Source organism: Corynebacterium sp. 239_CJEI (genome assembly GCF_001055995.1).
Taxonomy (GTDB): domain Bacteria; phylum Actinomycetota; class Actinomycetes; order Mycobacteriales; family Mycobacteriaceae; genus Corynebacterium; species Corynebacterium jeikeium_D.
The window spans coordinates 139,782-151,885 of record NZ_JVOW01000006.1; the positions used below are offsets into that span (position 1 = coordinate 139,782).

10 protein-coding genes are annotated in these 12,104 nt (G+C 59.8%); 8 read left to right on the forward strand and 2 right to left on the reverse strand.

Going from position 1 to position 12,104, the window contains the following annotated elements:
- Positions 1 to 5: 5 nt before the first annotated feature.
- The 7 genes from pgeF (at position 6) to ADB08_RS01715 (ending at position 9,039) form a co-directional block, all read left to right on the forward strand.
- Positions 6 to 728, forward strand: coding sequence for a peptidoglycan editing factor PgeF (gene pgeF / locus ADB08_RS01685; RefSeq protein WP_049170269.1), 723 nt, complete (start codon positions 6 to 8; stop codon positions 726 to 728).
- A gap of 122 nt (positions 729 to 850) precedes the next feature.
- The gene (gene sepF, locus ADB08_RS01690) at positions 851 to 1,372 is read left to right on the forward strand and encodes a cell division protein SepF (protein ID WP_048731168.1); all 522 of its coding nucleotides are present in this window, start codon (positions 851 to 853) and stop codon (positions 1,370 to 1,372) included.
- A gap of 63 nt (positions 1,373 to 1,435) precedes the next feature.
- Positions 1,436 to 1,735 (forward strand): YggT family protein, encoded by a 300-nt coding sequence (locus ADB08_RS01695; RefSeq protein WP_048731166.1) that lies wholly within the window; start codon positions 1,436 to 1,438, stop codon positions 1,733 to 1,735.
- 398 nt (positions 1,736 to 2,133) lie between these two features.
- The gene (locus tag ADB08_RS01700) at positions 2,134 to 3,147 is read left to right on the forward strand and encodes a DivIVA domain-containing protein (RefSeq protein WP_049170271.1); all 1,014 of its coding nucleotides are present in this window, start codon (positions 2,134 to 2,136) and stop codon (positions 3,145 to 3,147) included.
- Positions 3,148 to 3,567: 420 nt separating this feature from the next.
- Positions 3,568 to 6,828 carry an isoleucine--tRNA ligase gene (ileS, locus tag ADB08_RS01705; protein ID WP_080971460.1) on the forward strand — a complete coding sequence of 1,087 codons (3,261 nt, stop codon included), beginning with the start codon at positions 3,568 to 3,570 and terminating at the stop codon, positions 6,826 to 6,828.
- Between the two features lie 15 nt (positions 6,829 to 6,843).
- Positions 6,844 to 8,310 carry a DNA polymerase IV gene (locus ADB08_RS01710; protein ID WP_049170273.1) on the forward strand — a complete coding sequence of 489 codons (1,467 nt, stop codon included), beginning with the start codon at positions 6,844 to 6,846 and terminating at the stop codon, positions 8,308 to 8,310.
- 66 nt (positions 8,311 to 8,376) lie between these two features.
- Complete coding sequence (locus ADB08_RS01715; RefSeq protein ID WP_080971461.1) at positions 8,377 to 9,039, forward strand: sugar O-acetyltransferase; 663 nt, start codon at positions 8,377 to 8,379, stop codon at positions 9,037 to 9,039.
- 1 nt (position 9,040) lies between these two features.
- Here ADB08_RS01715 and ADB08_RS01720 read toward each other — a convergent pair whose 3' ends face one another.
- Complete coding sequence (locus ADB08_RS01720) at positions 9,041 to 10,018, reverse strand: asparaginase (protein WP_049170275.1); 978 nt, start codon at positions 10,016 to 10,018, stop codon at positions 9,041 to 9,043.
- A 133-nt stretch (positions 10,019 to 10,151) separates the two neighbouring features.
- Between ADB08_RS01720 and ADB08_RS01725 the strand changes: the two genes are divergently transcribed.
- On the forward strand, positions 10,152 to 10,889 hold the full coding sequence (locus ADB08_RS01725) for a hypothetical protein (RefSeq protein WP_239659999.1): 738 nt from the start codon (positions 10,152 to 10,154) through the stop codon (positions 10,887 to 10,889).
- A 170-nt stretch (positions 10,890 to 11,059) separates the two neighbouring features.
- On the opposite strand, the gene ADB08_RS01730 is transcribed toward ADB08_RS01725, so the two are convergent.
- Positions 11,060 to 12,088, reverse strand: a complete 1,029-nt coding sequence (locus ADB08_RS01730; protein ID WP_239660000.1) for a hypothetical protein — start codon at positions 12,086 to 12,088, stop codon at positions 11,060 to 11,062.
- Positions 12,089 to 12,104: the final 16 nt, after the last annotated feature.

Here is a 12,104-nt window from a genome sequence, read left to right on the forward strand (position 1 = left end):
AAATCATGACTGAATCCCGCCGCAGCCGAAAAATTCTGACGAATCGGCGCGGCGGGTTTTCGCTGCCACCATATGATTCCTTCAATCTTGGAGATCATGTCGGCGATGACCCGTCCGCAGTCGAACGCAACCGCCAGCGCTTGGCCGATTCTCTGGGAATCGACCGTGCCCGCTTCGTCTATATGGAGCAGCTTCACACCAACACGGTCACCGTCGTCAACGAACCACAAACTGAGCCTGTCCCGGCCACCGACGCCATCGTCACGACCACGCCGGGTCTCGCGCTGGTAGTACTCGTTGCCGATTGCGTTCCCGTCTTGCTTTCCGACGATCATGCGGGTGTCGCCGCTGCGGTACACGCGGGGAGGACCGGCGCCCGCAACGGAATCGTTCGTAAATCTGTCGAGAAGATGATTGAGCTCGGTGCCACGCCCGAGAATATCCATGCGCTTCTCGGTGCGGCGGCTTCTGGCCACAATTACGAGGTGCCTGAGTCGATGGCCGATGACGTCGATAAGCATTTACCCGGAGCGAAGACGCGAACGAAGCAGGGGACTGCCGGTGTCGACGTGCGCGCCGGCCTGATACGTCAGCTCTATGACCTCGGTGTGCGGCATGTCAACGTCGAGCCCAGCTGCACTATTGACAATGAGCAGTACTTTTCCTACCGGCGGGAGGGGAAGACTGGCCGTCAGGCGGGCATCGTAATCCTGCCTGAGCAGGGCTAAGTTTCAAAGTTGTAATTTTGGCGCGCCAAATTTGCGCGTGTCTATGCGATATTGCCAACCCAGCCGGTAGGTTGTGGGTAGCACAGACTTAAATTCGCACACTAAGAAGGACGTAGCAGAAGATGGCTGATTTCTTCCGTGGGGTTTCAAATTTTTTCGGTCTTACCCCGACTGATGACGCGGCTTACGACGAGCACTACGACGAGTTTGACCGCCGTGACGAGGAGCGTTTTGATGACTCCTATGCCGACTCGCGTCGTGCGGAGCGCCACCGCTACGAGCTGCGCGAAGAGGCTCCACGTGAGACTGCAAGTGTGAACTCCCGCGAGGAGGACTACCGCTACGGCAACCTGCACTCCGTTGCTGAGACCAAGGAACCGGAGCAGGTCTTCATCAAGCCGGAAAGTGGTTTCCAGGACAAGTACTCCAAGGCTCCGGACATCGGTTCGCACTTCCGCGACGGTGACATTGTCACCTTCGATCTGAGTGAGCTTGACCCATCTGAGGCTAAGCGCTATGTCGACTTCGTTGCTGGACTGGTTTTCGGTCTGCGCGGTCGAATCAAGGCTGACGGCTCCGTGTTCACCCTGTACCCGCATGGCTGCGATGTCAACGAGGGCCAGTTCGACCGGATGTCTGGCTAGTCAGCCGGCTCGCATGGCCTGTTAGTGTTTCGTATTTCGATTAATTAGCTAGACTGTTTATTCGTGTCTTCACTACTGCTAGTTCTGCTAATCCTGCTGAAGCTTTTCACCTATCTGCTGTTGGCTCGCATTGTGATTGAAATGATTCAGTCATTTTCTCGCTCTTGGCGACCAGGCAGGGTGTTTTCGTCGATTGGCGAAGTTGTTTTTGTCATTACCGACCCGCCGGTGAAGCTGTTGCGCCGACTCATCCCGCCTATGCCGATGGGCAACGTGATGGTGGACATGTCTGTGCTTGTTTTGTTCTTCATCCTTATGATTCTGCGAATGGTGCTGCAGGTAGCTCTCGGCGCGGTGGCGTAAATATCGCTAACTGTTTGCTTGGGATCCACAATGTGGATTTCGGTGGAGCTGTGTTGTTTTGACTGTCCCGAATGCGATGTTCTCGGGCATTGAATTGCCGCCGGGGGTGTTAATCGGGGGCAACAATAGGAACCCGTTGGGGATTGTAATCCCCAATGGGTTTTTATTGTGTCGGGGGTAAAGTTCTGTGGCTAAAGGTGCAGGGTAAGGGCGAGGTTTAACGTTTTACTAGAACTTTGCCATTGGTTAGAACGTGGGGGATAGAGTCCTGCCCAAAATAAATGGGGTGAGGACTGTGACTAGAGCAGGTAGGATTGGCCGGGTAAACAGTACTACTGGAAATAATTCTCTTAAGATTTCTTAAGAACTGTCCGCTCAAAGTGTTAGGGGAACTCACCATGCCGTTGACTCCGGCTGATGTGCATAATGTGGCTTTCAGCAAGCCTCCGATTGGCAAGCGTGGTTACAACGAGGACGAGGTCGATCAGTTCCTCGACCTCGTGGAGGACGCACTGGGTGAGCTCCAGGATGAAAACGCTGAGCTGCGCCAGCGGGTTGAGGACCTTGAGGGTCAGCTAGAGCAGGGTGGCGGCGCAGACTACGCTGCTTCCGGTGCTGCCGCTGCGGCGCCGGCTGTCGATGAGGACAAGCTGCGCAAGGAAATTGAGCAGGAGCTGCGCGCTGAGTACAACGAGCGCCTGAGCGCTCAGCAGCAGGAGATTGAGGCTCACTACCAGGATCGTCTGGATGCTCTTGAGAAGCGTGCTTCTGAGGCAGAGGCTTCTGCACAGCAGGCTTCCTCCGCAGCTGCGGAGCAGCCGCAGGCAGTTGCAGCAAGCACCGGCACCGAGTCGCAGGAAGTTAGCCTCCGCGCTGCTCGTATCCTGCAGGCTGCTCAGGACACCGCTGATCGCGTCACCACTGACGCCGACGCTGAGGCCAACAAGCTTGTCACCGAGGCTCGTGAAAACGCTGACCGCACCGTGGCAGAGGCCAATGAAGAGGCCGAGCGCACTATCACCAACGCTCGCAATGAGGCAGAAGCAACTTTGGCTGATGCCAAGAAGCGCAGTGAGCAGCTGTTGGCTGATGCCCGTAACGAGTCTGAGTCGACCCTCACTGACGCTCGCCAGCGCAGCGAGCAGATGATCAGCGACGCAGACGCTCGCTCTAACGCCACCATCACCGCAGCGCAGCAGAAGGCAACCGCGCTGCAGGACGATGCAGAGCGCAAGCACCACGAGATCATGACCACCGTCAAGGAGCAGCAGACCGCTCTGGAGGGGCGCATCGAGGAGCTGCACATCTTCGAGCGCGAGTACCGCACTCGCCTGAAGACCTTCCTGGAGTCCCAGCTCGACGACCTGAACTCTCGCGAGTCGGCTGCCCCGGCCGACGGCTACAACAACTAATTACGTAGCCAACACGTAGAAAACCACCACGCTCGGCTCCCCAGGGAGGGGAGGCAGAGCGCGGTGGTTTTTGCTATCTTTCCCTGTGAACCAATCGCATTCTTTGTTCCGGTCAGGGTTGTAGTAGTTGCCTGAGACACTGCTATACTGACACCCATACGCGCAATGAGCCGGCCATCACCGGGGAGCGTTTCGGAAGAACAGTCCAGTAGAAAATGGGCCCAGTAGAACCGAACGGTTTGGCACCGTTACAAAGCCTTATTAAATAAGCGGGCTATCGCGTGAAGCCGCATGGTTCTTGTTCGCAAGAACCGTCGTAAAGCGTGATGCCAAGCGGGGTGGTACCGCGCGAGACTCCTTTTCAGCGTCACCAGTAACAACGCTGAAGGGGCTAGGCATGCGTCCCCGTGGTGAGTATTAATGATGTTCGACCACGGAAGTGACGTAGAAACGGTGTCTAATTCGAACGATGTAAATGCCTCTGCTGAGGCCACTCCGGCAGGTGGCGCGTATCCGCGCACTGCTGACTTTGGTAAGTACACCTCCAGCCCGAAGTTTCCGGAACTGGAGGAAAAGGTTCTGGAGTACTGGGGCAAGGACAGCACTTTCCAGGCCTCTATCGATCAGCGTAATGGTGCTGACGAATACGTCTTTTATGATGGCCCGCCGTTCGCCAACGGTCTACCGCACTACGGTCACCTGCTGACCGGTTACGTCAAGGACATTGTTCCGCGTTACAAGACCATGCGTGGCTACCAGGTTGGTCGCGTCTTTGGCTGGGACTGCCATGGTCTGCCGGCTGAGCTGGAGGCAGAGAAGCAGCTCGGTATTAAGGACAAGGGCCAGATCGAGGAAATGGGTCTGGCTAACTTCAACAAGTACTGCGCTGAGTCGGTGCTGCGGTACGCGGGCGAGTGGAAGGAATATGTCACTCGTCAAGCGCGTTGGGTTGATTTCGACGGCGGATACAAGACCATGGACATGAGTTACATGGAGTCCGTGATCTGGGCCTTCAAGGAGCTCTACAACAAGGGCCTGGTCTACCAGGGATTCCGCGTGCTGCCGTACTCCTGGGCAGAGCACACCCCGCTGTCCAACCAGGAGACCCGCCTGGATGACTCCTACAAGATGCGGCAGGACCCGACGCTGACCGTGACCTTCCCGTTCACCGGCGCCAAGGCAGGCTCGGCAGCGGAGAAGACGCTGGCGGATAACCCGGTGCTCGCTGACACTGCGGCTATCGCATGGACCACCACGCCGTGGACGCTGCCGTCCAACCTTGGTCTGGCCGTGAACCCGAAGGTCACCTACGCCGTAGTTAAGGTCGGCGAGGATTCCTCCGTGCCGGAGTTTGCAGGTAAGAACTTCCTGCTGGCAGAAGCACTGATTGGTGCCTACGCCAAGGAATTGGGCAAGGAACACGAGGTCGTGGCTACCTTCGCTGGTGCTGACCTGGAAGGTCTGACCTACCAGCCGATCTTCGACTACTTCGCAGATCACCCGAACGCTTTCCAGATCATGGTGGCCGACTATGTCACCACCGAGGACGGTACTGGTGTGGTCCACCAGGCGCCGGCCTTCGGTGAAGACGATATGAACACCTGTAATGAATACGGCATTGATGTCATCATTCCGGTGGACATGGACGGTAAGTTCACTTCGCAGGTGCCGGAGCACCAGGGCAAGTTGGTCTTTGACGCCAACAAGGACATCATCCGTGACCTGAAGGCCGCTGGCCGCGTCGTCCAGCACCGCACCATCGAGCACTCCTACCCGCACTCCTGGCGTTCGGGCGAGCCGCTGATCTACATGGCACTGCCGAGCTGGTTTGTGTCCGTTACCAAGATCCGCGAGCGCATGGTGGAGCTCAACCACAACGAGATTGAGTGGATGCCGGAGCACGTCCGCGACGGTCAGTTCGGCAAGTGGCTCGAGGGCGCACGTGACTGGAACATCTCCCGTACCCGCTACTGGGGATCGCCTATTCCGGTGTGGGTTTCCGACAACGACGAGTACCCGCGTGTCGACGTCTACGGTTCCCTCGATGAGCTGGAGGCGGACTTCGGCGTTCGCCCGACCACACTGCACCGCCCGGAGATTGACGAGCTGGTTCGCCCGAACCCGGACGACCCGACCGGTAAGTCCATGATGCGCCGCGTCCCGGATGTCTTGGATGTCTGGTTCGACTCCGGTTCCATGCCGTTTGCGCAGTTCCACTACCCGTTCGAGAACAAGGAGTGGTTCGAGTCCCACGCACCGGCCGACTTCATTGTGGAGTACATCGGCCAGTCCCGCGGCTGGTTCTACCTGCTTCACGTCCTGTCGGTTGCACTGTTCGACCGCCCGGCGTTCAAGAAGGTTGTCGCTCACGGCATCGTGCTGGGCGATGACGGCAACAAGATGAGTAAGTCCAAGCGCAACTACCCGGACGTCAACGAGGTCTTCGACCGCGACGGCTCCGACGCCATGCGCTGGTTCCTCATGTCCAGCCCGATTCTGCGCGGCGGCAACCTGATTGTCACCGAGCAGGGCATTCGCGAGGGCGTGCGCCAGGCGCTGCTGCCGATCTGGAACGCATACTCGTTCCTGCAGCTCTACGCTTCCAAACCGGCCGAGTGGTCGGTAGACTCCGACATCATCCTGGACAAGTACATCCTGGCCAAGCTTGCAGCAACCGTCCGTGCTGTTACTGAGTGCCTGGACAACACTGACATTGCTTCTGCCACCGATGAGGTCCGTCAGTTCTGTGACGCACTGACCAACTGGTACGTGCGCCGCTCCCGCGACCGCTTCTGGGCCGGCGATGTCAAGCACCCAGAGGCCTTCAATACCTTGTACACGGTGCTGGAGGTTCTCACCCGCGTGGCTGCTCCGCTGCTGCCGATGTCCACCGAGGTCATCTGGCGCTCGCTCACTGGCGGCCGCTCGGTGCACTTGGAGGATTGGCCGGACGTCGACAAGCTGCCGACCGATGACGAACTCGTTGAGTCCATGGACATTGTCCGCAATGTCTGCTCGGCAACATCGCGCATCCGCAAGGCCAACCAGCTGCGTAACCGCCTGCCGCTGAAGAATCTGACCCTGGCATTCCCGGATGCCGAGCGTCTGCGTGAGTACACCGACATCGTTTCCTCCGAGGTCAACGTCGACAAGGTGGAGTTCACCTCCGACGTGGACTCGGTGGGACGATTCGAGGTCTCCGTCAACGCTCGCGTGGCCGGTCCGCGCCTGGGTAAGGACGTCCAGAAGGTCATTAAGGCTGTGAAGTCTGGCAACTACGAGGTTGTCGACGGCACGGTTGTCGCCGATGGTATTCCGCTGCAGGAGGGTGAGTACACCCGCAACCTGGTCGCGATCTCGCCAGATTCCACCGCTGAGGTCGACGGCGTCAATGGCCTGGTTGTGCTCGACACTGAGCTCGACGAGGACCTGGAGTCCCGCGGTTGGGCCGCTGACCGCATCCGTGGTCTGCAGGATGCCCGCAAGAACGCTGGCCTTGAGGTCACCGACCGCATTTCGGTGAAGTTGCAGGTGCCGGCCGAGCGTGAGGAGTGGGCCAACCGCCACGCTGACCTCATCGCCCGGGAAGTTCTCGCAACCGCTTTCGAGGTCGTCGCTGGCGGAGAGTCCCTGAGCTACGATGTGGCGGACGGCTGCTCGGCGGATATTGCCAAGCAGTAGGGGAGAGTAATCTCTATGCCGACTTCCGGGCGGTGGGTTCTGCACATCGACATGGACGCGTTCTTCGCGTCCGTCGAGCAGCTCACTCGCCCGACTCTGCGCGGGCGGCCAGTTCTCGTCGGCGGGCTGGGTGGTCGAGGTGTGGTCGCCGGTGCCTCCTATGAGGCCCGCGCGTACGGCGCGCACTCGGCTATGCCGATGGCTCGCGCACGTCGTCTCATGCCACCGACCGCAGTGACGGTCAGCGCGCGCAAGGGCATCTACGGGCCGGTGTCGCGCCGCGTGTTCTCTGTAATCCGCGAGCGCGTGCCCGTGGTCGAGCAGCTCAGCGTTGACGAGGCTTTCATGGAACCCGAAGAGCTGCAAGGCGCCTCGAAGGAGCAGGTCATTGCCTGGGCGGAGCAGCTGCGGGCAGATATTCGGCGGGAGACCGGCTTGGCCTCGTCGATAGGCGCGGGCGCGGGCAAGCAGTTCGCGAAAATTGCGTCAGGCCTGGCGAAACCCGATGGCGTGTACGTGCTGGACCCCGCACGCAATCACGAGCTTCTACACCCATTACCGGTAGAGAAGCTCTGGGGCATCGGCCCTGTCACCGCTGCAAAATTGCACACGCTGGGCGTGGAGACGATCGGTGATTTTGCCGCCATGTCCCAGCGCGATGTCGAGGTTTCGCTGACATCCAAAACCGGTGTGATGCTGTGGCAGCTGGCGCAGGGGACGGACGATCGGCCGGTTAAGGAGCGAGATGTCGCCAAGTCTGTATCGGCGGAGTACACCTATCCTGAGGATCTGGAGTCGCAGGCCCAGCTCCACGCCGCCATCGATCGCGCGGGTGAGTCCGCTTTTCGACGGCTCAAAAAAGATGGCCGTGGTGCTCGCACCATCACTTGCAAGGTGCGTCTGTCTGACCTGAGCATCCATACCCGATCTGAGACGCTCGCCTACGCCACACAGGATTTCGACACCCTCATGGCAGTGGCGCACCGAATCGCGTTCACGCCCGCGGAGGTCGGCCCAGTGCGACTGGTGGGCGTCGGTTTCTCCGGGCTGGATTCGCACATACAAGAAGTCCTGTTTCCTGAGCTCGACCGCGCTATCACCGTCGAAGATCGAGTGCCAGCACCTGCGCTTTCCGACGCTCCCGCCGGCCTGGTCGAGCTATCCGGAACCGGTGCGTTGCCGACCGTTCGGCTTTCCGATTCCAAGTGGGCACCTACCTCGGATGTGCACCACAGCGAGTATGGACATGGTTGGGTACAGGGTTCGGGGCACGGGATTGTGACCGTCCGCTTTGAAAGCCGCACCAGTGGCCCCGGGCGCATGATTACGCTGAAGGAAGACGACCCGGAGCTGCGCCCGTGCTCCGCGGTGTGCAGTTTGGACTGGCCGGAGTGGCTGGCATCCGACGAAGCAGCAGCTCTCGACTTGCCGCAACCTGAACGGGAAAGCGAAGACGAACTCGGCCCCGACGCGGATGCTTGATATGGCTGACTGCCTCGATGCCGTTCGCGGCGCTCTGTTTATGCGCTGTCCGTAAACTGGGGCACTATGACTACCGAATCCCGCATTGCAGAGCTTGAGACAGCTCGCCGCGCCTCGTTGCGCAACACCGATCGAGATCCGAATCCGTCGACCACACTTCCCGACGACGGTCTGGATAACCGCCAGCGCATGCTGAACGGTCAGTGGTATATCGCCGATCATCCGGAATCCCAGGCTCTGAACGTGCGAATTGGCCAGGTGGCCGCTGAATTTGAGGTCGCATTCCGCGAAGACCAGCAGGCAGCACAGCAAGTGCTAGCACCGGCACTGGGGTCTTTCGGAGAGAGCAGCACCGTTCGCCCGCCGATCTACCTGGACTACGGCGATAACATCCACATCGGCGACAACGTTTTCATCAACTTTGGGCTCACCGCACTTGACGTGGTGAAGGTGACAATCTGCGACTATGCGCAGCTCGGGCCCAACGTACAGCTGCTTCCACCAGTACACCCACTGGGAGCTGAGGCCCGCGCCGCTTATCTAGAGTCTGGAGATGAAATCATCATCGGACGCAATGCCTGGATCGGTGGCGGAGCCATCATCCTGGGCGGTGTTCACGTCGGCGACAATTCTGTGGTCGCCGCGGGTGCCGTGGTGACTAAGGACGTTCCCGCGGGCGTAGTCGTGGCTGGAAACCCGGCGAAAATCATCCGCATCATCGAGGCGTGAATTAGAACAGCGTCTGCGGATGCACATTCGCAGCCAGCGCGGCGGCGAGAATGATGCGCGCCTGCGGTGCATGCACGCAACCAGCGCTAATCACACCGTGCCGAGCCAGCGTCGCACCGCCACCGGCACCGCCGTAGGCGGCGTGGACATCACCGCGCGGAACGCGCGTTGCCATCACGACGGTCACATCAGCCGCAATGGCCCGGTCAATGGCAGCGGCAAACTCATCGGAGACATTGCCCGACCCCAGGCCCTCTACGACAATGCCGCGTGCACCGGCGGCGACTGCCGAATCCAGCAGTGATCCATCTGCACCCAAGTAGGCGGGGATAATCTCTACCTTCGAGCCCGCCAAAGCCGCCAGAGGCAGCGGATCTGGACGAACCGGCTCCTCCGGTGCATTAGTGGCAAAAGCCAAAGGATCGGTTGTGTGCCACTTCGTCGCACCTCGTACCGGCAAGACTGCGTGGCCAAAGACAATAAGAACGCCAATTCCCTGCGCAGAGGCATCGGAAGCAATGGTCACGGCCTCAAAGAGGTTCCCCGGTCCGTCGGTTTCCGGATGATCATAGGGAAGTTGTGCACCAGTAAAGACAACCGGACGCGAGTCAGCATGGAAAATATCGGCAGCCATGGCCGTTTCCTCCATCGTGTCCGTGCCATGAGTTACGACGACACCGTCCACGGAGTCGTCGTCAAGCACTTCGTGAATAGTGGCGAGAATACGGTCAACGTCGGTGAACGCGAGATTCGACGAGTCCAGCATCCCGAGCTCACGAACCTCCAGCTCTAACATGCCCTCGGGATAACGCTGCGCGACCGCGGCGACGAGCTCTGTGCCCGAGATGGTCGGGGTTAGCGCACCGCTGCGATCCGTGGTGCAGGCGATGGTGCCGCCGGTGGTGATGACAACGATTCGGCGAGGGGAGGCCGTGCTAGACGAGGTCGAGCTAGCCGGGGAATGATCCTGAGTCGACATGTCCACCATCTTACCCAGGCGATGTTTTGGCCTTGTGTAGGATTATGGAAGGCGTGAAGCCAGCGAATCTTCATGCAGATTTTATTGGAGTAGTGCACATATGAGAGTCCCCTGCAACCAGCGCGTTAGCGGAATGCGTTGGCGCACAGCGCGTGGTGTGACAGTAGCGGCGATGGTCTCGGTCAGCGCACTTGGGCTAGCTGCCTGCGGTGGTGGCAATACTGCAGCGCCGACGACTGAATCGAAGACATCCAGCTCGGCGGAACCCGTCATCATGCTGCCGACGCGCGCAGAGCTTAACGACGTCCTCGCACGCCTTATCAACCCCGATTTACCTATCGAGGAAAAGGCGCTGACCATTGAGGACGGCGATACTGCCGGCGATTTCTTCGACATTGTCACCAATAGTGCCAATGAGCAGGAAATCAGCTTTGATGTCATTGATCCGATCACGCCCGGCTTCACGACGAAGCAGGCCGTAGCCGGTGTCAATATCCTCCGCCCGGAGGAAGATCCGATGCTCGTGGATCAGGTGGACTTCATTTACAGGGATGGCCGTTGGATGCTGAGCAAGGAATGGGCCTGCAACCTGGCGTCGACGCTTGATCCGGAGCACAAGCCGGGGTTCTGTCTCGCGCCGGGCGAAACCCCTCCGCCGCCGCCTGAGCCGGAGGAAGAAGCCCCAGTTGAAGAGGCTCCGGTTGAGGAGGCCCCAGCACCGGTCGAGGAGCCAGCCCCGGCTCCGGCGCCCGAACCACCCGCTGAGGAAGTTCCGCCACCCGCGCCTGAACCGCCGGCTGAGGAGGTCCCGCCTCCTGCGCCGGCTCCGGCTCCGGCGGAGGACGCGCCTCCTCCGCCTCCACCGGCTTAGGTGCCGTTGGCCCAGGCATCACAGCCTAGCCCGGTCGGGTGCACTGGGCAGACAAAAGAAAGTGTCTAGGTTTATGACAGTTCCGCCCATTTTTTGGGAAGAAAAGTGACATAAACCTAGACACTTTCTCGTCTTCTAACCTTGCGCTGGCCAGAGCTATTTCTTCTGGGCTACTTCTTCGACCCGCTGCCGTCCTTAAACTCCAGCCCGCGGTGCGTCTGCTGAGTGATGCGCACATCGGAGTTGCCGTCGCCGTAGGTCACGGAGGTCACAAAGTCGATGTTGCCCTTCATCGGAAGCGGCTTAGTCAGGTCGATGGTGACGCGGTCGGCAAGCATGTCAGTCGTGGCCTCGACAACCTTCAGTGCACCCTCGCCGCCAGTGTCCAACTCGGTGACGGTCGGCACCTGCTTGACATCGACCTTCAAATTAACAATGTCGCCCGCACGGCTGAGCAGGGTATAGGTCACCTTCTGCGTCATCGTGGTCTGGCCTTCGACCTCGCTTTCGACCGTCCAGGTTGCATCCTTTCCGATGTCCTCGGAGGGGAAGACGATAGGTACGGAATGCAGCTGTTGCAGCGCCATCTCCACACCAGCGCGAGCGGTGTCGGTCGCCTTCTCCGGCGCTCCCAGCTTGAGTTCCTTGACCTCACCAGTGGCTGTTGTTGACCAATCAGAGATAAAGCCCTGTGCGGTAGCGATATCCTCATTCAGCTCATCGTTGGAGCCGTGGGGTTTACCCACCTCTGACGTCACCACACGAGTATCGTTATCGCTGGTAACAGTGCTGGTCAGGGGGATTTCCAGGCGGGTGTCCGGGAACGTCTGGTCGCTATCGGCGTTTCCGCCACGCTGCGCGAAGCCCTGCGTCACCGCCACGGTCGACTCCTGCTCTGCACCGTCGTCCTTCCAGCGCACGCTCGCCAGCTCACCGCTACCAGCACTGGTCAATTCGACCTTGGGTTGTGCAACGTCCACGGGTTGCGTTTCCACCGAGCTTTCCGACGAGCACGCGGCCAGTGACACCACAGTGGTAGCGGCAACAACAGCGGTGCCGACCCTCGCCAGCAGGCCACGCTTGGTGTGGCCAGGCTGGTCGCTGCGGCTAGGTCGACGGAACCACGAGGAGGTGGTGCCTCCTGCACGTCGTAAAGCAGAGGAGGCCGGAACAAACTGAGATTGGAAACGTCGAGTCACACCGGTTAGCGTACCG